General features: G+C 41.1%; 22 protein-coding genes and 1 other RNA gene. 5 read left to right on the top strand and 18 right to left on the bottom strand.

Going from position 1 to position 19,578, the window contains the following annotated elements:
• Position 1: 1 nt before the first annotated feature.
• The 8 genes from thiL to glyA all read right to left on the bottom strand — a co-directional run bounded on the left by thiL (position 2) and on the right by glyA (position 6,814).
• Positions 2-973, bottom strand: coding sequence for a thiamine-phosphate kinase (thiL, locus tag P8629_RS08175; RefSeq protein ID WP_278165639.1), 972 nt, complete (start codon positions 971-973; stop codon positions 2-4).
• An 86-nt stretch (positions 974-1,059) separates the two neighbouring features.
• A complete protein-coding gene (gene nusB / locus P8629_RS08170; RefSeq protein ID WP_278165638.1) occupies positions 1,060-1,545 on the bottom strand; it encodes a transcription antitermination factor NusB in 486 nt (161 codons plus the stop codon).
• A 15-nt stretch (positions 1,546-1,560) separates the two neighbouring features.
• The gene (gene ribH / locus P8629_RS08165; protein WP_278165637.1) at positions 1,561-2,022 is read right to left on the bottom strand and encodes a 6,7-dimethyl-8-ribityllumazine synthase; all 462 of its coding nucleotides are present in this window, start codon (positions 2,020-2,022) and stop codon (positions 1,561-1,563) included.
• Between the two features lie 60 nt (positions 2,023-2,082).
• Positions 2,083-3,201, bottom strand: coding sequence for a bifunctional 3,4-dihydroxy-2-butanone-4-phosphate synthase/GTP cyclohydrolase II (gene ribBA / locus P8629_RS08160; protein ID WP_278165636.1), 1,119 nt, complete (start codon positions 3,199-3,201; stop codon positions 2,083-2,085).
• Between the two features lie 18 nt (positions 3,202-3,219).
• Positions 3,220-3,885, bottom strand: a complete 666-nt coding sequence (locus tag P8629_RS08155; RefSeq protein WP_278165635.1) for a riboflavin synthase — start codon at positions 3,883-3,885, stop codon at positions 3,220-3,222.
• Positions 3,885-5,060: a bifunctional diaminohydroxyphosphoribosylaminopyrimidine deaminase/5-amino-6-(5-phosphoribosylamino)uracil reductase RibD gene (gene ribD / locus P8629_RS08150; protein WP_278165634.1), complete on the bottom strand. Its 1,176-nt coding sequence runs from the start codon at positions 5,058-5,060 to the stop codon at positions 3,885-3,887. The genes P8629_RS08155 and ribD overlap by 1 nt, the downstream gene beginning before the upstream one ends.
• A complete protein-coding gene (gene nrdR, locus P8629_RS08145; RefSeq protein WP_278165633.1) occupies positions 5,060-5,524 on the bottom strand; it encodes a transcriptional regulator NrdR in 465 nt (154 codons plus the stop codon). The genes ribD and nrdR overlap by 1 nt, the downstream gene beginning before the upstream one ends.
• 18 nt (positions 5,525-5,542) lie before the next feature.
• A complete protein-coding gene (gene glyA, locus P8629_RS08140; protein WP_278165632.1) occupies positions 5,543-6,814 on the bottom strand; it encodes a serine hydroxymethyltransferase in 1,272 nt (423 codons plus the stop codon).
• Positions 6,815-7,065: 251 nt separating this feature from the next.
• Between glyA and ettA the strand changes: the two genes are divergently transcribed.
• The gene (ettA, locus tag P8629_RS08135; protein ID WP_278165631.1) at positions 7,066-8,736 is read left to right on the top strand and encodes an energy-dependent translational throttle protein EttA; all 1,671 of its coding nucleotides are present in this window, start codon (positions 7,066-7,068) and stop codon (positions 8,734-8,736) included.
• A 37-nt stretch (positions 8,737-8,773) separates the two neighbouring features.
• Positions 8,774-9,691, top strand: coding sequence for a sensor domain-containing diguanylate cyclase (locus P8629_RS08130; RefSeq protein WP_278165630.1), 918 nt, complete (start codon positions 8,774-8,776; stop codon positions 9,689-9,691).
• Positions 9,692-9,766: 75 nt separating this feature from the next.
• On the opposite strand, the gene fur is transcribed toward P8629_RS08130, so the two are convergent.
• A complete protein-coding gene (gene fur / locus P8629_RS08125) occupies positions 9,767-10,180 on the bottom strand; it encodes a ferric iron uptake transcriptional regulator (protein ID WP_278165629.1) in 414 nt (137 codons plus the stop codon).
• A 75-nt stretch (positions 10,181-10,255) separates the two neighbouring features.
• Here fur and P8629_RS08120 point away from each other — a divergent pair, with 75 nt between their 5' ends.
• The gene (locus P8629_RS08120; RefSeq protein ID WP_278165628.1) at positions 10,256-10,609 is read left to right on the top strand and encodes an outer membrane protein assembly factor BamE; all 354 of its coding nucleotides are present in this window, start codon (positions 10,256-10,258) and stop codon (positions 10,607-10,609) included.
• Here P8629_RS08120 and P8629_RS08115 read toward each other — a convergent pair.
• A complete protein-coding gene (locus P8629_RS08115; protein WP_278165627.1) occupies positions 10,606-10,884 on the bottom strand; it encodes an RnfH family protein in 279 nt (92 codons plus the stop codon). The two genes, P8629_RS08120 and P8629_RS08115, sit on opposite strands and share 4 nt — an antisense overlap.
• Positions 10,884-11,315, bottom strand: coding sequence for a type II toxin-antitoxin system RatA family toxin (locus P8629_RS08110; RefSeq protein ID WP_278165626.1), 432 nt, complete (start codon positions 11,313-11,315; stop codon positions 10,884-10,886). Before P8629_RS08110 ends, P8629_RS08115 begins: the two co-directional genes overlap by 1 nt.
• Before the next feature lie 34 nt (positions 11,316-11,349).
• On the opposite strand from P8629_RS08110, the gene smpB reads away from it, so the two are divergent.
• Positions 11,350-11,826, top strand: coding sequence for an SsrA-binding protein SmpB (gene smpB / locus P8629_RS08105; protein WP_278165625.1), 477 nt, complete (start codon positions 11,350-11,352; stop codon positions 11,824-11,826).
• 137 nt (positions 11,827-11,963) lie between these two features.
• Positions 11,964-12,321: a transfer-messenger RNA gene (gene ssrA / locus P8629_RS08100) on the top strand.
• A 354-nt stretch (positions 12,322-12,675) separates the two neighbouring features.
• On the opposite strand, the gene fliN is transcribed toward ssrA, so the two are convergent.
• Genes fliN through P8629_RS08065 form a run of 7 tightly spaced genes read right to left on the bottom strand, consistent with a single transcriptional unit; the run spans position 12,676 to position 19,539 of the window.
• Positions 12,676-13,137, bottom strand: a complete 462-nt coding sequence (gene fliN / locus P8629_RS08095; RefSeq protein WP_278165624.1) for a flagellar motor switch protein FliN — start codon at positions 13,135-13,137, stop codon at positions 12,676-12,678.
• Positions 13,130-14,149 carry a flagellar motor switch protein FliM gene (fliM, locus tag P8629_RS08090; RefSeq protein ID WP_278165623.1) on the bottom strand — a complete coding sequence of 340 codons (1,020 nt, stop codon included), beginning with the start codon at positions 14,147-14,149 and terminating at the stop codon, positions 13,130-13,132. Before fliM ends, fliN begins: the two co-directional genes overlap by 8 nt.
• A 21-nt stretch (positions 14,150-14,170) precedes the next feature.
• Positions 14,171-14,764, bottom strand: a complete 594-nt coding sequence (locus tag P8629_RS08085; RefSeq protein WP_278165622.1) for a flagellar basal body-associated FliL family protein — start codon at positions 14,762-14,764, stop codon at positions 14,171-14,173.
• Positions 14,765-14,802: 38 nt separating this feature from the next.
• Positions 14,803-15,693 carry a flagellar motor protein MotB gene (gene motB, locus P8629_RS08080; RefSeq protein WP_278165621.1) on the bottom strand — a complete coding sequence of 297 codons (891 nt, stop codon included), beginning with the start codon at positions 15,691-15,693 and terminating at the stop codon, positions 14,803-14,805.
• Positions 15,694-15,724: 31 nt separating this feature from the next.
• On the bottom strand, positions 15,725-16,576 hold the full coding sequence (gene motA / locus P8629_RS08075; RefSeq protein ID WP_278165620.1) for a flagellar motor stator protein MotA: 852 nt from the start codon (positions 16,574-16,576) through the stop codon (positions 15,725-15,727).
• A gap of 49 nt (positions 16,577-16,625) precedes the next feature.
• Positions 16,626-17,621 carry a methyl-accepting chemotaxis protein gene (locus tag P8629_RS08070; protein WP_278165619.1) on the bottom strand — a complete coding sequence of 332 codons (996 nt, stop codon included), beginning with the start codon at positions 17,619-17,621 and terminating at the stop codon, positions 16,626-16,628.
• Positions 17,622-17,640: 19 nt separating this feature from the next.
• Positions 17,641-19,539, bottom strand: a complete 1,899-nt coding sequence (locus tag P8629_RS08065; protein ID WP_278165618.1) for a flagellar hook-length control protein FliK — start codon at positions 19,537-19,539, stop codon at positions 17,641-17,643.
• Positions 19,540-19,578: the final 39 nt, after the last annotated feature.

Genomic DNA, 19,578 nt, shown 5'->3' with positions numbered 1-19,578 from the left:
ACTAGAAGTGTTCAAATCCGAATTGGTTTAAATGTGCCTGCTGTTCAGGTGCATTTTTTAACCGAATATCCCCTTCTTCCTCTTTTTCTATTTGCCCGATTTCTGTCAAAGGAATATCCAACTCTTGTGCAAGTGTTAATAAAGACGAACGACTATCAGGATGAATGGTAAAACACAACTCATAGTCATCCCCTGCAATCAGGGGGAGTGACCAATCCTCAGATTGTTTGATATACGCTCGCATGGTGTCAGAAATCGGTACTGACTCGACATCAATCCAAGCACTGCATTTCGATGAGGCTAGAATATGCTTTAAATCCGCCAAGAGACCATCTGAAACATCAATGGCACTGGTCGCAAGCCCTTTCAGGTAATACCCTAAAGTTACTTGTGGAGCAGGTTGATTTAGCTTTTGTTTAGCATCCACATAATCAGCTTCATCCCAATGTTGCTGAACAGCTTTTAAGCCAAGTCCGCCTTCCCCCAGTTTGCCTGAGACAAAAATCAAATCTCCAGGTTTTGCCCCTTTTCGCAGAATGGCTTGTCCCGTTTCCACCCATCCTTGAGCAGTAACGGTAATCGTCAGACGGTCTGACCGTGTAGTATCGCCTCCTACTAAAGGAATGTTATATAAGCTGGCTAACTGCTTCAGCCCTCCGGCAAACAATTCTAGCCAGGCCTGGTCATTTTTTTCAGCAGGTAAACTTAGCGCCAAAGAATAAAAGGCCGGTGTTGCACCCATCGCTGCTAAGTCGCTCAAATTTACAGCCAATGCTTTCCAGGCAATATCATAAGCGGATGTCTCAGCGGGGAAATGAACCCCCTCTATTACGGTATCCGTCACCACCACTAACTGATGCCCAGAAAGACAAGACAAAACCGCCCCATCATCCCCAATGCCAATTTCTTCAGCTTGTCCAACTTTGGACAACGGTTTGAAAAAGGTCTCAATCACATCAAATTCATGTGCCATAAAAAGCTCTCTTTATTTTAAAAGGAGGGATAAAACAAAAAAACCAGAGCATTCTCTGGTTTTTAATATCTTCATCGAAAGCCTGTTTATTCTGCTTGAGTTTTTTCCAAACTTCTCAACTCTTGCGAGACTTTATCTAAAATACCATTGATATATTTATGACTTTCTTCAGCACCAAAGCGTTTGGCAAGTTCTACCGATTCATTGATGACAACACGATATGGAATTTCTAATTTATTTTGTAACTCATACACGCCCATGCGCATGATATTTTTTTCTATTGGATCGATGCGAGCCACGGCTCTATCCAACAAAGGCGCATACAGCTCATCTAACTCTGTTGCATGATTTGTAACTTCATTGACGATTTCTTGAAACAAAGCCGCATCAGTATCCACCAAGCGTCCTTCTTCTGAAAATTGCTTAATAATATCGAGCGTTTCTGAGTGATTCACCTGCCACTGATACAATGCCTGAAGTGCCACACGACGTGTTTGTGTTCTGACACTAACACTTTTTTCTTCTTCAGGAACCTCTGTTCCTTCGCCAGGTTTAAAATCGGATAAATTCATTAACTTAAACAACCATTAAATTTGTTTTAAAACATTAGCGGTTTCAATCGCTGCTAAAGTACACTCTTCGCCTTTGTTTCCGGCTTTCGTACCCGCTCGTTCAATGGCTTGATCAATGGTATCAACCGTTAACACACCAAATGAAACTGGAATACCACTATTTAATGCAACCTGACCAATGCCTTTAACACATTCTCCGGCAACGTAATCAAAATGCGGCGTACCGCCACGAATTACCGCACCGAGTGCGACAATCACATCATATTTTCCAGAAGCAGCCATTTTTTGAGCAACAATCGGAATTTCAAAAGCGCCAGGAACCAACACTTGTTCAATATTTTCTTCCGAACCACCGTGACGAACAATCGTATCAATTGCACCTTTTACAAGACTATCAACAATAAAGCTATTAAAACGACCAACAACCAGTCCGACTTTTAAGCCCTGCGCAGTTAAATTTCCTTCGATGATATTCATTATTCAACCCTATTATTCTATTTTGTTACTTCTATTTAATATTTTTAGCTTATTTAGCCATCATTCTTTTTGTTTGTCTATATTTTCAATGATTTCCAAACCAAATCCGCCCAACGCGCTCATTTTCCATGCTGATCCAATAACCTTTAGTTTCGTCAAGCCTAAGTCAGATAAAATCTGAGCGCCTAATCCGTAGGTCTTTGCATCATCTTCCGTTTGAACTTCTGGTTTATTGATGCCACGATCTTTCATTTGGAACTGTTGAATTTTATCCAATAGCTCAGCACCTTCTTCATGCTTACGCAACACAACAATAACACCCGATTCTTCCTGTGCAATTTGCTTCATGGCACTACGTAATGACCAACCACATTCGTCTCTTTTTGAATCAAACAAATCACACAATGTATCCAACATATGAACACGAACCGTTGTAGGTTTGTCTTTCTTTAATTGCCCGTGCACCAGTGCTAAATGCGTACGGTGTTCCAAAACATCTTCATAACCGATTAAACGAAAATCACCATATTCCGTTGGCAAATGACATTCAGAAACCCGTTCAATCGTTTTTTCATTCTTCAAACGATACTGAATCAAGTCGGCGACTGTTCCAAGTTTAATACCATGTTCTTTGGCAAAAACCTCTAAATCATCACGACGTGCCATTGTGCCGTCTTCGTTCATGATCTCAACAATCACTGACGCAGGTTCAAGCCCCGCCAAACGAGACAAATCACATCCAGACTCCGTATGCCCCGCTCTTTCGAGCACCCCGCCTGGCTTTGCCATAATCGGAAAAACATGTCCCGGCGTAACAATGTCGGTTGGTTGCGCATCGGGTTGAATCGCTGCTTGAATGGTTCTAGCACGATCGGCAGCCGATATCCCGGTGGTCACCCCTTCTGCCGCTTCAATTGAAACAGTAAAGCTTGTCCCTAAAGAATCTTGGTTATTACGCGTCATTAATGGAAGATGTAACTGCTGACAACGTTCTTTCGTCAACGTTAGACAAATCAAGCCACGTCCGTAACGCGCCATATAATTGATTTGATCTGCAGTCACCGCACTGGCAGGCATCATTAAGTCGCCTTCATTTTCACGGTCTTCATCATCCATCAGGATAATCATCTTGCCCTGCTTATAATCTTCAATCAATTCTTCAATGGTATTTAACTGCATGTTTTGTCCAATTATTTGTTACAAAAAACCGCGATCCGCTAACAACTCACGCGTAATACTAGACGAATCAGCATCTGATTGTTCGGTGTCTTTTGGTGCGTTTAACATTCTTTCTAGATAACGCGCTAGCAAATCAACTTCCAAGTTGATTTCTGTTCCGACTTGAAAATGTTTAATCGTCGTTTCCTGCCGTGTATGCGGCACAATATTAACATCAAAAGCACAGTCTTTTACCTGATTCACGGTTAGGCTGATACCATTAATACAAATAGATCCTTTGCCAGCAATGTATTTGGCCAACGCAACAGGTGCTTCAATCTGATAACGCCAAGACCGAGCTTCTTGTGTGATTGATAACACTTTACCCACGCCATCAACATGTCCACTCACTAGGTGCCCGCCCAAACGATCCTGCAATCGTAATGCTTTTTCTAGGTTAACCGGAGAGCCGACTTTTAAGCTCCCCAAAGTGGTGACTTTTAATGTTTCTGACGATACATCCGCCACGTAAGCTGAGTCGGTTAATTCAATCGCGGTTAAGCACACGCCATTACAGGCAATACTATCACCGATTTTGACATCCGACATATCCAGTTTACCAACCTTAATGGTCATACGCGCATCCCCATTAACGGGATCAATACGTGAAATAGAACCTTCAGACTCAATGATTCCGGTAAACATTAAACATCCTTTATTTGGTTAGCTTTCGGGGTTAATACCAAGTATAAATCCTCCCCTAACGTTTGAACAGACTGGTAAGCAAAAACCTTTTTATCGGCCATTTCTCCCAGGCCTGGTAGCACAAACATAGGTTTCGCCATGTCTCCCATCAAGATCGGTGCAGCAAACACATGCAATTCATTAACCACATCCGCCTGGATAAAAGCGCCTGCCACAATGGCTCCCGCTTCAACCATAACATCATAAACTTTTTCGTTTTCTACCAAATACGACAGCACGGAATGAATGTCTAACTTATCACCATCCGACTCCACAGCAATTACTTCGGCACCTTTTTGATAAAACTGCTCCACTAAATCCAGATTTTGATCAGCCGTTTCTTTAGACGTCATTAAAAGCGTGCGCCCATTTAAAGACAACATTTTTGCATTCAAAGGCGTACTCAAGTTTGCATCCAGCACCACTCTTAAAGGATGGCAATCTTCTGCTGTTAATCCCAATTCGACCAGCTCCGTTTCCGGCAAACGTACATTTAAACTCGGATTATCCGCTAAAACCGTTCCAACCCCTGTGACAACTGCACCATGCTGAGCACGCATTAAATGCACTTGGTGCCGTGCTTCCGACCCGGTGATCCACTGGCTTTCGCCATTCGCCATGGCGGTTCGCCCATCTAAACTGTTCGCTACTTTTAAACGAACAAAAGGTCTATTCGATTTCATGGCAGAAACAAACCCTTTATTTAAAGCAGCAGCTTCTTCAGACAAAATACCACTGTCAACGACAATACCCGCCTGCTCTAATCTTTTAATCCCGTTTCCTGCCACAAGTGGATTAGGATCTTGCATCGCAATCACAACTCTAGCCACCCCAGAGTCAACTAAAGCATCAGCACAAGGCGGCGTTTTGCCATGATGTGAACAGGGCTCCAGAGTGACATAAACCGTCGCACCTTTAACAGACTCAACCGCATTGGCTAAGGCGACACGTTCTGCATGAGGCTCCCCCGCTTTATGATGCCATCCTTCTGCAATGATTTTTTCTTGCTGGGTTATGACACACCCAACCGCCGGATTAGGCTTTGTTGAATAAATGCCTTTTCGAGCCAGATCAATCGCTCTTTGCATCATTTGGAGATCAAAATTAGAAAAGGCGTTATTTGATGGCAAAGACATTATTGTGATTTAGTCGCTTTTACCAGCCTTTCAATTTCTTCTCGAAAAGCATTAACGTCTTGGAAGGATCTGTACACGGACGCGAAACGGACATAAGCAACTTGATCGAGTTCTTTTAGAGCTTCCATCAATAGTTCGCCTATTTGAGAAGAAGGGATTTCTCGAACCCCTTCGGCAGTCAATTGTTTATGAATACGATTTACGACCTGATCAATTGCCTCACTGGCAACCGGACGTTTTTCAAGCGCCTTTATCAAACCACGACGGATCTTATCATCATCAAAGCGTTCACGATTACCATCAGATTTAATCACACGCGGTAAGGTGAGTTCAGCCGTTTCATAAGTCGTAAAACGTTCTGCACATCTCATACATTCACGTCGACGACGAACCTGCGCCCCTTCTGTTGCGAGGCGAGAGTCGATCACTTTCGTGTCAGGCGTGTTGCAAAATGGACAGTGCATAATCAGTCTTAAGTAAGGTTATTTATAAACAGGGCGTGCAGCACACAAAGCTTTCACTTTTTCGCGAACCTCTGCCACCACTTTGTCATCCCAAGATTCAGAAGATTGCTGACATGAATCAATCACATCGCACATCCAACCTGCAAGATTGCTTGAATCTTCTTCTGTAAACCCGCGAGTGGTAGAAGCGGCTGTTCCAACACGAATACCACTGGTCACGAACGGTGACATTGGGTCATTCGGCACTGAGTTTTTGTTAATTGTAATGTACGCTTCCCCTAACGCCGCATCCACCAACTTACCAGTCAAGCCCTGTTCTATAAAACTTACCAAGAACAGATGGTTTTCTGTCCCTTTTGAAACAACATCAAACCCTCTGTCCATAAAGACTTTAGCCATCGCCTGAGCATTAACTTTAACTTGCTTTGCATAAGTTTTAAATTCTGGTTCCATTGCTTCTTTAAAAGCAACCGCCTTGGCTGCGATTACATGCATCAACGGCCCACCTTGTGCCCCTGGGAAAATAGCGGAATTCAGTTTCTTTTCAATCTCAGGATTCGACTTCGCTAAAATTAATCCACTTCTTGGGCCACGTAAAGTTTTGTGAGTTGTTGTTGTTGTCACATCTGCAATTTGTACTGGGTTAGGATATTCACCTGCCGCAACTAAGCCGGCAACGTGCGCCATATCAACCATTAAGTACGCGCCAACCGCATCTGCAATATCGCGGAATTTCTGCCAGTCAACCACTTGTGAATAAGCTGAAAAGCCAGCAATAATCATTTTTGGTTTGTGCTCTTTCGCCAAGCGTTCCACTTCTTCATAATCAATAACACCCGTTTCAGAATTCAAGCCATACTGAACTGCGTTATACATTTTGCCTGAAAAACTAACATGCGAACCATGTGTTAAATGACCACCGTGAGCTAGGCTCATCCCTAGAACCGTATCACCGGGTTCTAACAACGCCATATATACAGGCGCGTTTGCTTGGGAACCAGAATGTGGTTGAACATTGGCATAATCCGCCCCAAACAATTCTTTAGCACGGTCAATCGCTAACTGCTCGACTACATCAACATGCTCACAACCGCCATAGTAGCGCTTGTTCGGATAACCTTCTGCATATTTATTCGTTAACACAGAGCCTTGAGCTTCCATTACACGCGGGCTAGTGTAATTTTCCGAAGCAATCAATTCGATATGATCTTCTTGACGCTGTGCTTCCGCGTTCATCGCATCTGCTAAAGCATCATCATATCCAGCTATGGTCATATTTTTGTCAAACATGCTAAAAGTCTCCAAACAAGAAAAAGTAAGTAATTAAAATATAAAGGCGAATTTTACCAATTATCGACCATTTAAACCACAATTAAGGTCTGCAATTATCGAATTAATTCACCAATATCAAGAATTGCTGGATTTATCATCATAATCAACTTTATAAAATCTTCTTTTTTCGGTACAGTTATGCATATTTTTTAAATGTTCCTTTTACAAGGGTCAACATTAAAATCGTTCAAATTATTTGAGGTAATATCGTGGCACAATTCGTTTACACCATGAATCGCGTTGGAAAAGTGGTTCCACCGAATAAACACATTTTAAAAGACATTTCCCTTTCTTTCTTCCCTGGCGCAAAAATTGGTGTGCTAGGGCTAAATGGCTCAGGGAAATCGACTTTACTGAGAATCATGGCGGGAATTGATCAAGATTATGTGGGTGAAGCACGACCACAACCCGGTATCAAAATTGGATACTTACCTCAAGAACCACAACTCAATCCAGATTTGGATGTTCGAGGCAATGTTGAGGAAGCGGTAAAAGAAGTTAAAAATGCTCTAAACGAACTGGATGCTATTTACGCTGCTTATGCTGAACCAGATGCTGACTTTGACGCTTTGGCTAAAAAACAAGCGGAAATTGAAGATCTTATCCAAGCCAAAGACGGTCATAATTTAGACAGAACTTTAGAAATTGCAGCGGATGCCTTACGCATACCAGCATGGGATGCCGATGTCACTAAACTGTCTGGTGGTGAGCGCCGTCGTGTCGCACTTTGCAAATTGTTGCTTGAAAGACCTGACATGCTACTACTAGATGAACCGACCAACCACCTTGATGCAGAATCAATTGCTTGGCTTGAACGATTTTTACTTGAGTTCAGCGGTACCGTGGTGGCAATCACCCATGATCGTTACTTCTTAGACAATGCAGCACAATGGATTCTCGAGCTTGACCGGGGGCAAGGAATTCCATATGAAGGCAACTACTCTTCTTGGCTTGAACAAAAAGAAAAACGCTTAGAAATGGAATCTAAACAAGAAGACGCTCGCATGAAAACAATTCAAAACGAATTGGAGTGGGTTCGCTCAAATGCAAAAGGTCGTCATGCCAAATCCAAATCACGTTTAGCACGCTTTGAAGAGTTAAGCAGTCAAGAGACGCAAAAACGAAATGAAACTAAAGAAATCTTTATCCCTGTAGCAGATCGTTTAGGAGAAAAGGTAATTGAAGTTTCGCACATGTCAAAAAGCTTTGGCGATCGTATGCTGATTGAAGATCTAAACTTCAATCTCCCCCAAGGGGGCATTGTTGGGATCATCGGGCCAAACGGTGCCGGTAAATCCACCCTTTTCAAAATGCTTACGGGACAAGAGCAACCTGATTCTGGGGAAATCTCTTTTGGGGAGACCGTTCAGCTTTCTTACGTCGACCAATCACGCGATGCGTTAGATGACAACAAGACTGTTTATGAAGAAATTTCTGAAGGCGATGATATCTTCATGGTGGGGAACATTGAAGTGAACTCACGCGCTTACTGTGGTCGCTTCAACTTCAAGGGAAATGATCAACAAAAACGCATTGGTGAATTATCCGGTGGGGAACGAAACCGTGTTCACCTTGCTAAAACTCTACGTAGCGGTGGAAACTTACTCTTATTGGATGAACCGACCAACGACTTGGATGTCGAAACCTTGCGGGCTCTGGAAGAAGCGCTTTTAGACTTTGCTGGCTGTGCGGTAGTTATCTCCCATGACCGTTGGTTCTTAGATCGAATCGCTACGCATATGCTCGCATTTGAAGGTGAGTCTCATGTAGAATGGTTTGAAGGTAATTTCTCTGATTATGAAGAAGATTTAAAACGACGAAAAGGGGCTGATGCCGCACAACCTCATCGTATAAAATACAAACCTGTCATTAAAAATTAACGCAACATTCTGACCTTAACGTTAAAAGGAACAAAGTATGGCCGAACAGTTTGACAAAATCCACTCGCATATTGAAGCCATCGCGAATGCAATGCCTGATCCCATCTTTGTGATGGGACAAGATGGGACTTACTTAGATATTATCGGGGGCCAAGAGCGGACACTTTATGCTGACGGTCATAACCTTATCGGTAAAAAGTACTCTGACGTGTTACCTGAGAAAATGGCAGAACGCTTTTTAAAAGTCGTTAATAAAGCCATTTTATCAGGCCATCTTCAAGAAATTGAATATCAGCTTGCTGACTCTGAAGTACAAGGTATTGAACCTTTAAGAACCACAGAAGGTCAATGGTATGAGGCTCGTGTTTATCCATTGGATGCTGAAGCGTATGACCAACCAGCTGCAATTTGGTTAGCCATTAATATCACCAACCGTAAACACATGGAAGAACAAATAGAGCGTTTATCCTCTAATGATCCATTAACCGATCTTTATAATCGTGATTATTTTATGGGCGTTATAGATGAAGAGCTCAACAAAGCACGCCTAAATCAACGCCCTTTATCTTTGGCTAAAATCAATTTGGATTGTTTTAAACGCATTACTGATGCTTATGGTCATGAGATGGGAGATAAAGCCATTCTCACTGCCGCTCACGCCATCAAAAATGTGGTTAAAGACTTAGGGTACATTGGTCGACTCAGCTGTGATCAATTTATGATTGTACTTCCTGAAATCAAAGCGGTGGATGCTTTCCGCATTACCAAACTGGCACAGGAAACGATTTCATCTCAGACGATTCAACTCGATAAAGATGAAAAAACATGTTTGACCAGCCATGCAGGCGTAACAGAGTTGAGAGAGCCCAACGAAGACAGCCAGATACTTTTTAAACGCGTGAACAAAGCCATTAAGGCGTTAGATGGAACCCGAGAAAAAACAAAAATTCTTTAAAAAGTTTCACTAACATCCATCTATAAAAAAACCACTTATTTAAGTGGTTTTTTTATATCCGAAAAAGGGAATATTTTATTTTACAGGGTCGGTTAAAGTCCCGTAGATAACCAAACTATGTGCGGATAATTCATAGCCTTTTTCTTTTGCAATTTCTTTAATGCGCTCTTCAATAACAGGGTCAACAAACTCTTTAACCCGACCGGTTTTCACACACACCAAATGATCGTGATTATCCCCAGTATCCAATTCAAAAACAGAAATGTTATTTTCAAAATTAAGTCGTCTCACAATGCCCGCTTGTTCAAACTGGGTCAAAACACGATAAACAGTGGCTAGACCGACTTCTTCTCCTTGCTCGATTAATATTTTATAAACATCTTCTGCGGTCAGATGATGTTCATCACCTTCTTGTTCTAAGATTTCTAAAACTTTTAATCGCGGCAGGGTGACTTTTAAACCTACTTTTTTTAAATCAGCACTACTCATTGAAGTTAAGATTCCTTATTAAAAATTCCGTAATGTGTATAATAAACCAAAAATTGATTTAAGATAAAATATTGTATGAATAAACAGGTCAAAACAGCTTTATTTCTGAGCCTTTCGCTCAGTTTACTAACCTTAAGTGGGTGTTCATTTTTCACGCCATACAAGGCCACAATCACTCAAGGAACGGTCATCAGCCAAGAAGCACTCAATACGCTTCAACCTGGATTGACTGCCAGCCAAGTCAAAGATATTCTTGGCCCGCCTTTAGGGCAAGACCCATTTAACCCTTATCACTGGGAATATGTGTTTTACACAACCGATCCAGACTTTCACCCGGATGCTGTTCGTCATCTAGTCATCAACTTTGATGAAGAACAATTTTTAGAAAACTGGAAAGTGGTACCACAAAACGTCACCGTAGACCGCTAAGAAGACTTTTTACGGTCTTCCTCTACCTGTTTACGACGCCGATCTCTTGGGTCGGCTTTAAGAGGACGATACACCTCAATTCGATCCCCTTCTCTTAAGACTTGATCTGGCTTTACAATTTGAGAAAAAATACCGACATTATCAATATTTAATTGAGGAAACTTCTTTAGCAAAGCGGATGATTTTAAGGCCTCAGAGACAGTCGTTCCGGCTTCAACCTCTTCTTCAAACAGAAATTGTTCTTCTTCTAACGCATAAGCGACTTCGATTTTCATTAACCATACACCTGTTTAGCTCGCTCACAAAAAGACTGAACCAATGTTGAAACAATTTGTTCAAACAAGGCACCGATTGCAGCATTTAAAAAAGCATTGCTGATTTCAAATTCAATATCCAATGTAATTTTACAGGCATTCTCATCTAAACTTTTAAATTGCCAGACACCGAACAAGCTTTTAAAAGGGCCATCAACTAAATTCATTTCAATCGATTCCGGCTTTTTCAGAAAATTTTGTGTTGTGAAAGTCTGCTTGATACCCGCTTTTGAAATTAAAATACTGGCTATCATTCTATCTTCTGACTCTTCAACCACCTCCGCCCCGCCGCACCAAGGCAAAAAATCAGGATAAGACGCTACATCGTTAACCAAATTAAAAATAGATTCCGCAGAATACGGCAATAACGCAGAGCGTGAGATTTTTTTCATATTTAACCAGTAAATTCGCTATAATCGCCCTATTATGGCAAAGAAAAAAAAGCAAAACAATCCAAACAGTATCGCTCAAAATAAAAAAGCGCGTTTTGACTATTTTATTGAAGAAACCTTTGAAGCGGGCTTAGCACTTGAAGGCTGGGAAGTTAAAAGTCTCCGCCAGGGTAAAGTGCAAATTAATGAAAGCTATATCTTGCTCAAAAACAACGAAGCATGGCTTTTTGGTGCGCTCATAACGCCTCTTATTACGGCTTCAACTCATTCAAATCATGATCCGTTAAGACTTAGAAAACTCCTGATGCACCGTAAAGAAATCGATCGGCTAATGGGGCTGGTGGATCAAAAAGGATTTACTGTCGTTCCGCTAGGTCTTCATTGGAGCAAAGGAAAAGTCAAAATATCTATTGGCTTAGCGAAAGGGAAAAAAATGCATGACAAACGTGCAACCCAAAAAGAGCGTGACTGGAATCGTGATAAACAGCGCATTTTGAAGTATCACGCATAAATTTTCTAGGACATCGCCCTTGAAAAATTCGTAACCATCCCCAATAAACGTTATAATGAAAAAGTAAATTTTGTGGTACATAAAAATTGGCCAGGCCTGGTCAAATTTTTACCGAAACAACCATGATAACCGAATTCGGGGATGCACTGGTTTCGACGGGGAGTACAAAATTTAGGATGCATGTCGTGCCTGAATGATGCACGTAAATCTTTATTTCAATTTGTTATAGTTGCAAACGACGATAACTACGCTCTAGCGGCTTAATCCCGCTAGCGCAGACTGGGACCGTTGTTCGTGGCACCCAGCTCTGTGTCGACTCACACGGAATCGTCGGGTCTTATGTGTTTGGATAAGGCTTGACTAAACTTTACAAACTCGCTCAATGTGATCCCTGCTGGCCGGGCAGCATTGAGTTAAAATAATAGACCAAATAAACATGTAGAGTTTTAAATGGAGGCTTCTCGGACGGCGGTTCAACTCCGCCCATCTCCACCAAACATCAATTAAAATCTGTTAGGCCTTAGCAGATTTTTTCTTTATTCTAAATTCGTTCTGACTGAAAACGTCATTAATTAGCAAAAAATGCCTTTAGGTAATTGATTGTTTCTGGCGTCAATACAAGCACCAACAATAATATTGTTCCTAAAACCAATAAAAGCTTAAGGACAACCGTTGAGACCTTAATAATCAAATAGATCATTAAAAGCACAAACAAGAACAGCAGAACTGAGCTGGGGGTAAGTAAATCTAAAAGCGCCCAATAGTCACTTGAAACCATTTATTTCTTCTTCACACAAAAAAGGGCTTATTACTTAAGCCCTTTTATATTAAATCACTGGAACAAAAACTCTATTTAAGTTTCTTGATTCGCTCTTGCGGACTAACAACATCCGTTAAACGAACCCCAAATTTATCATTGATGACAACGACTTCACCATGAGCAATCAAAGTTCCATTTACCAGTAAGTCTAACGGCTCACCCGCTAGGCGATCCATTTCTATCACTGAGCCCTGCGTATAAGACAGAAGGTTTCTGATAGACACTTTTGCTCGCCCAATTTCTAATTGAAGCGTAACTGGAATATCTAAAAGCACATCCAAATCGACTTTCTCTGAACTGTCTCCTCGCCCTTTTTCAAGCGCATCAAAAGAGGCAGCATCGATTTCATCAGAGTTGTTAGAAGATTTTTCAGCAGCTTGTTCGGAAAGCGCAGCTCCCCATGGATCATCACTTGCCGCATCACTTCCTTCAGCTTCAGCTTGCTCGTCTAGAGCATCTCCCCACGCACTTAGATCATCTTCTTCACTCATCGTACCATTCCTTTACATTTTCTACCATTCTCTCCTGATATGCAGGATGACGAAGTATTTGTTCAATTTTTACCGCTTTTCTATCTTGGCTCTCACCTACTTTACCTTTTAAAACGCCAATACCTTCTGCTTTAACAGTCACCATCTCTGGCATTTCAATCGGAATAATATCGCCTTTTTCCATCTTCATGAGATCATCCATATTCATCTGCAACTCAAGAAGATTAACAGCCAACTCAATTTCAATATTTTTGGTTTCTTCCTTAAGCGTTCTTGACCAGCGATTATCTGATTCACCTTGCAGGTTAGACATTCCCTCTTCAAGCTTATCTCGAACTGGCTCTAACATGGCATAAGGCATGACAATATCAACTCGCCCTTCTACGCCTTCAAATCGTACATTAATCGGGCTAACGACGATCATATCGGTGGCATCAACAATACTGGCAAACTTAGGGTTCATTTCAGAATGCATATAGTCAATTTCTATATCCATTACCGGTGCCCAAGCTTTGCGCAGGTTTTCAGAAGACATATCCAAAATACTTCTGACCATACTCATTTCAACAGGCGTATATTCACGACCTTCAATTTTAAAAGGAAGCAACCCGGTTCCACCAAAATACATATCAACCGCTGTGAATATCAGCTTTGAATCTAACGTAAATAGTGAGACCCCGTTGAGCGGATTAATGCGATATATGTTTAAACTGGTTGGTACAAAAAGATTTCTTAAATAATCAATCATCTTAATGATTTTGACTTCACCCGCAGTGACTTCCACACTGGACATAATCATTTCATTAAAGTGTCTTTGAAACCCTCTTGCGAAACGTTCATTAATGATATCCAAGGCAGGCAAACGCCCACGAACAATCCGCTCTTGGTTCGTGAAATCGTATACCTTCGCAGATGTTCCTTCAGCCGGGTTATCCCCTTCTGTATCAACATCTCCGCCTCCCATTCCTTTGAGAAGGGCGTCGACTTCATCTTGACTTAGAATATCATCCATTAACGTTACCTAAATTAGATCTTATTGCATTACAAAGCGTTCAAAATAAACGTTTTCTAATAAATCTGGGTAAATATTTCTTTTTTCCAACACGGCTCTTGCTTTAGTCAGAATCTTTTCTCTTAAAATATCAGGGCCATTATCTTGATTCATCACACTGTAAGTCTGAATTCTCAACAAAGAAGTTATGTCATTTCTTAAAATTGGACGATAACTCTCCATATCTGTTACCAGCTGCGGATAATGAGACATAAATTTTAGCGTCACAGCCAAAAATTTAGCTTGCCCTTCTCCTTTAAAGTTCACCACAAAAGGCTCCATTGCAAAATATTGTGGTGGAGATCCTGGCTCTGGCGGTTCATATTGTTTGAACTGTGGTGAGTATTGCTGAACAACGCCATCACTGGAGACAACCGGTTCATCCGAATGTTCAGCTGGTGCATGTTGTGCGGCTTTTTCAGTATGCGTAGAACCATTTTCACCATTACCACTTAACAGTACAAACGTCATAACCGCCACACCCACAATCAGCAAAACAATGATGACTAATAAAGCAATAATCATTCCTTTTCCACCACCACTGCTTTTTTTCTCTTCTTGAACATCTTCTGCCATGTTTTATCCCTTAAGTTCTTATATTAGCTCTATTTTTGTTAGTTCTTGTCCAGTGGAGAATTAATCAATTCTTTTGATAAATCTTCCATTCCTGGTGCTTCACTTAGACTTTTTAAGCGCTCATCAGCTTCTTTATTCAGCACGATAATACTGATTCGTCTATTACGGGGATTATACGGGTTTTCCTTATCAAATGGCACCGTATCTGATAACCCAACAACTTGTGCAATCTTTTTCTCACCAACGCCACCATCTAAAAGCAAGCGTCTTGCCGCATTGGCTCTATCCGCTGATAATTCCCAATTGGTATACTCTGCATTAGAGTGATATCCCGATGAATCCGTATGGCCCGCAATGCTTATTCTATGATTTGTTTGCGATAATACAGACCCTACTTCTGTCAACAATTTGGCTGCATAATCTTTTGGTAAATCAACACCACTGCCAAACATGGGTCTCTTACGGTCATCAAGCACCTGAACTTGCAACCCGTTTGGGGTTACTTCAATTTTCAATTGATTTTTTAACTCGTTCGTAATCGGGTTTTCCGAAATTTTTCGTTCTATCTGGCGCTTCAATTCTTCCATTTGGGCTTTTTCTTCAGCTTTATCAGCGCTATCTTCATTTTCGATGTTTCCTTTAGGCGTATCTTTAAACCCCCCCATATCAATCATCGAATCCGAACTTTGCCCTGCTTCTTTTGAAGGCACCAATACTTGAGGAGACGCTTCAATAACTGTTGGATCACGAAAATACTCAGCCATCGCTTTCATTTCTTCATCATTCACACCGCTTAAAATCCAAAGCATTAAGAAAAAAGCCATTGCCGCTGTCATAAAATCGGCAAATGCAACTTTCCATGCCCCACCATGAGCGCAGTGTGGACACTTAGTTAACCGTTTGATGATTATGGACTGTTCTTCACTCATTTGCTTTTACTCGGTATATCGCTAAGCGTTATTATTTTTGTGTTTGTAAAAACTCTTCTACTTCTTGGAAAGCAGGTCTTTCAGAACCTGGAATCGCTTTTCGTCCAAACTCAACCGCAATTTGTGGCGCATATCCATTCAGGTTTGCCATTAAGCAGGTTTTAATCGTGCCAAAATAAGCGCCTTCATTATGCGCTCTATTCGCCATATCAGATGAAATTGGCCCAACCACCCCATAAGCAACTAATATCCCTAAAAAGGTTCCCACCAAAGCAACCGACATATGATGTGCGATTTCTAACGGCCCGGCATCCAAATACCCCATCGTAACGATAATCCCCAATACCGCGGCGACGATACCGAAACCAGGAAGTGCTTCCGCAACTTTACCAACAGCTTCGGCAGGCGCTGCCGCTTCATGATGATGAATATCCATTTCTAAAATCATCAAATCTTCTAGTTGATAAGGATTGCTCGCCCCACTAATCATTAATCTCAAATAATCACAAATAAAATCAACTGCATGATGATCAGATGCTACTTTAGGTGAAGCATTAAATAACTCACTTGAACGAGGTTCTTCAACATCGGCTTCAATTGCCATCAACCCTTCACGTCGTGCTTTATTAAAGATTCTGAACATTAACCCTAAAAGTTCTAGATAAGCCTCTTTGTTATATGGATCAGGCTTTGCTAACCCTAATGCGCCACTGAAACTCTTCTTAACCACCCAACCTGGGTTCGCAATAATAAAAGCCCCTAATGCACTCCCACAAATAATCAAGACTTCTAATGGCTGGATTAAAATTCCAATACTACCATGAGGAAGATACCCCCCTAGTAGAGATCCAAACACCACTATTGTTCCGACGATTGCTTTCATATTAGAGCCTTGTTATTTTTTTTATTTACCACACTAATTCCAAAAAAGTTTAAAAGCTATTTACTGCTTGTGACAGTGCTTCTTGAGCGGTTTTCAATTGTGACAGATTATCTTCGATTTCATGCAAAAAATCATTTACTTTTCCAGCCTGCATCTGGGTTGTTTCAACCCTTTCTTGACCATTCCCCATAACCTCTACTGCATTACGTGCTCTTTGCTGTAGCTCTTCGATAATTTTTTGAATATCAGTCGTTGCATGTTGTGTTTTTCCAGCCAAGATTCTTACCTCATCTGCAACAACCGCAAACCCGCGTCCATGCTCACCCGCTCGAGCAGCTTCAATGGCCGCATTCAAAGCCAATAAGTTTGTTTGCTCTGCTATATCTCGAATCAAAACAAGCACAGTTCCAATGTTATTACTATCTTCTTCAAGTTCTTTTATGACCGTAGAGGCATGCGTTACTTCATCCGTCAACCCGCTCACTTCTGAAATAACGTTAGAAGCGGATACCATTCCTTCATTTGTTCCTGTACTCATTTGATCAACAACGGTTGATAAATGTTTAGATAAGCTCACTAATCCAGAGGCATCCACAATCGACTCATGACTTTTAGTCTGAGCCTGTTCTGCATGAGCAGCTGCCAAAGCTTCGTTTAACTCTTCAATTTGACTCTCTAAGGTTGCAATTTGAGAATGAGCCGCATCAACTTCATCTTGCTTTGAATTAATACTCTCATTCGCTTTCGATAACAATTGATTGATGCTTGCTTGCAATTTTGGATCGGTATTTTCATCTGAAATAGGAAAAAAACTAGCATCACTTGAAATAAGCTTGTCAAGCGTATCAATTAAAGACGCCTGATCACAAACACCTGGTTTATTACACCATACCAAGTAAACCAAAGCACCTGCAACAACAGCCCCGACAGCAATTGCAATTAAAGCAACCCCTGCTACAGGCACTCCAACCACTTCTGATTGTGAAAATGCAGAAGTTGATAATAGACTAGCTCCCGCCATAACCAATCGTTGATGTAATTTCATGCTTATTCCTTTCACTTACTTAAGCGTAATAATCTACTATATTGTTATTTGAACTTTGAACGACAGCAGACTCGTCCTGCGAGTCACTTTCTATTTCAGACGATGCTGACCCGCGAAGCCCTTGTTGTTTCTGATGTTCTTCATTATCATTCTCTGAAGATGCTCTTTCATCTTTCACATCCAAAGAACCAAACCCGATCCCCGCGGCTTCTAACATCTCTTTAAGTCTAGGCATTGCATTTTCAATCGCTTCACGGGTCGCACCATGTTGAGCGGTCATAGAAACATGCACTTGCTGATCTTTATCTATATTAAGCTTTACTTGGATAGGACCTAGTTTTTCCGGATTGAGGGTAATTTTTGCCTCTTGTATTTTGTTATTTGCCATGTAAGTAACACGGTGCCCTAAAGCATGTCCCCACTGAGGTGTTCTAACCCCTTGTGAAATCACTTGCAGACCAGCTGGCAATTGATTTCTTGAATCAAAACCAACCCCTAAGTTTCCAATAATCTTTTCAGTTTTTTCAGCTTTTTGTGCTTCAGTACTTAAAGCATCATTAAAGCTTTTTAAAACTTCTTGATGCTCTTTAGTGACTTGTTGTTTTTGCAACTGACTTAACATTTGTTGCTGCTGCTGAGAAAATTGTTGACCTTGTGAGTTCTGTTGTGATGATTGTCCTTGGTTAGAACTACCCTGCGAATTTGAATTTGATCCATTCCCTGCTTGATTACTTGAATCTACTTTAGAATGCTTCAACTCATTATTAGCTGGCGTATTTGAATCCTTATGAACAGAAGCCCGCAATTTATCATCTGCAATCGTTGCTCTCTTGTCGTGTGCTTGTTCAGATGATCTATCAAATGACTGCATCGGATTATTACCCGCTATCTCAGCGCGTTTTTCTTGTGAACTATGCTGAGAAGTCACTGTTTTATCATCTTTTGTATAGACTTGCTGCATACCATCTTCTGTAACCTGAGCCGCTACCGGTTGAGGTTGAGGTTGAGGTTGAGGTTGAGGTTGAGGTTGAGGTTGAGGTTGAGGTTGAGATTGAGTTTCTGCATCCATCTTGGTGGAGGTAACCGAACGAGTCACTACCGCTGCTTCAGACTGTGTTTTTTCTGACTCAACGGAAGAAGGCGTCAATAATTTTTCTTTTGGGTTAGTTTGTTCAGTTTTATCTTTTATCTCCGTTAAATTAGAAACCTCTTGTTCTTGCGCTCGCGTTTTTATATTTGTATCTTTTGCATCATCATTGGTTTTATCACTTAAAACCGTACTCTTAATCTCTTCAACTGAATCTGTTTTATCAACCTTTGCACTCACAATCATAGAATGCACATCGTCAACTTGTTCCGTTTTTTCAGTACACCCTTTTTCAGTATGATTTACTTTTTCATCGGTACCATTCGTGACAGGTACATTCTCACCTTCTAGTTTAGAAGTTAAGCTAGAATCAGATTCTTGTCGTACTTCAGTGGTGTTTCCTTTCTCTTCTGGTATATTTTTAAGTTGTTCTTCTACAATCGAGTCTGAACTTAAAGCACTTTGAACACCCTCTGGCTTGTCTTTTGCATCAGATTTTGTATCTGATTTACCATCTGAATGACGATTAATCTGCTTTAGAACCGCTTCTAAATCAATTTTGGTATCTGAATCAATCTGTAATAGTTTTTCTGAACCAGAATTAACAGCGCTTTCATCTGCTTGAACCGTTGCAACATCAACTTGAATTTCTGAAAATGGCATTTTTGTTTCTGAAGAGGTCTTTTCAAAAGGTTTACCGGCATTTTCCAACGCTTCTGAAAATGTACTCGCCGTTTTCGGCAAAGATTGCCGTCCTTCTGTATCCGCAACAGGTAAAGCGGCTTTTGACTTGCCGTTTGCTATATTCAACACTGGAGTTTGTTCAATCATTGTATATTCCATATGATTTCTATTTAAACAGGTTTAAGC

Origin of the sequence: Hydrogenovibrio sp. 3SP14C1, from assembly GCF_029625905.1 — a bacterium.
Taxonomy (GTDB): domain Bacteria; phylum Pseudomonadota; class Gammaproteobacteria; order Thiomicrospirales; family Thiomicrospiraceae; genus Hydrogenovibrio.
The sequence above is the reverse complement of the archived record's forward strand: the minus strand, read 5'-3'. Positions and strand labels throughout refer to the sequence as shown.

Excerpts from the sequence above, each read along its gene's own strand:
- P8629_RS08070 (WP_278165619.1), bottom strand. The coding sequence starts at position 17,621 with ATGAAATTACATCAACGATTGGTTATGGCGGGAGCTAGTCTATTATCA.
- motB (WP_278165621.1), bottom strand. The coding sequence starts at position 15,693 with ATGAGTGAAGAACAGTCCATAATCATCAAACGGTTAACTAAGTGTCCA.
- nusB (WP_278165638.1), bottom strand. The coding sequence starts at position 1,545 with ATGAATTTATCCGATTTTAAACCTGGCGAAGGAACAGAGGTTCCTGAA.
- ribD (WP_278165634.1), bottom strand. The coding sequence starts at position 5,060 with ATGTCTTTGCCATCAAATAACGCCTTTTCTAATTTTGATCTCCAAATG.
- smpB (WP_278165625.1), top strand. The coding sequence starts at position 11,350 with ATGGCAAAGAAAAAAAAGCAAAACAATCCAAACAGTATCGCTCAAAAT.
- P8629_RS08130 (WP_278165630.1), top strand. The coding sequence starts at position 8,774 with ATGGCCGAACAGTTTGACAAAATCCACTCGCATATTGAAGCCATCGCG.
- P8629_RS08085 (WP_278165622.1), bottom strand. The coding sequence starts at position 14,764 with ATGGCAGAAGATGTTCAAGAAGAGAAAAAAAGCAGTGGTGGTGGAAAA.
- glyA (WP_278165632.1), bottom strand. The coding sequence starts at position 6,814 with ATGTTTGACAAAAATATGACCATAGCTGGATATGATGATGCTTTAGCA.
- P8629_RS08110 (WP_278165626.1), bottom strand. The coding sequence starts at position 11,315 with ATGAAAAAAATCTCACGCTCTGCGTTATTGCCGTATTCTGCGGAATCT.
- fliM (WP_278165623.1), bottom strand. The coding sequence starts at position 14,149 with ATGGATGATATTCTAAGTCAAGATGAAGTCGACGCCCTTCTCAAAGGA.
- P8629_RS08155 (WP_278165635.1), bottom strand. The coding sequence starts at position 3,885 with ATGTTTACCGGAATCATTGAGTCTGAAGGTTCTATTTCACGTATTGAT.
- ribBA (WP_278165636.1), bottom strand. The coding sequence starts at position 3,201 with ATGCAGTTAAATACCATTGAAGAATTGATTGAAGATTATAAGCAGGGC.
- P8629_RS08115 (WP_278165627.1), bottom strand. The coding sequence starts at position 10,884 with ATGAAAATCGAAGTCGCTTATGCGTTAGAAGAAGAACAATTTCTGTTT.
- P8629_RS08120 (WP_278165628.1), top strand. The coding sequence starts at position 10,256 with ATGAATAAACAGGTCAAAACAGCTTTATTTCTGAGCCTTTCGCTCAGT.
- motA (WP_278165620.1), bottom strand. The coding sequence starts at position 16,576 with ATGAAAGCAATCGTCGGAACAATAGTGGTGTTTGGATCTCTACTAGGG.
- P8629_RS08065 (WP_278165618.1), bottom strand. The coding sequence starts at position 19,539 with ATGATTGAACAAACTCCAGTGTTGAATATAGCAAACGGCAAGTCAAAA.
- fur (WP_278165629.1), bottom strand. The coding sequence starts at position 10,180 with ATGAGTAGTGCTGATTTAAAAAAAGTAGGTTTAAAAGTCACCCTGCCG.
- nrdR (WP_278165633.1), bottom strand. The coding sequence starts at position 5,524 with ATGCACTGTCCATTTTGCAACACGCCTGACACGAAAGTGATCGACTCT.
- thiL (WP_278165639.1), bottom strand. The coding sequence starts at position 973 with ATGGCACATGAATTTGATGTGATTGAGACCTTTTTCAAACCGTTGTCC.
- fliN (WP_278165624.1), bottom strand. The coding sequence starts at position 13,137 with ATGAGTGAAGAAGATGATCTAAGTGCGTGGGGAGATGCTCTAGACGAG.
- ribH (WP_278165637.1), bottom strand. The coding sequence starts at position 2,022 with ATGAATATCATCGAAGGAAATTTAACTGCGCAGGGCTTAAAAGTCGGA.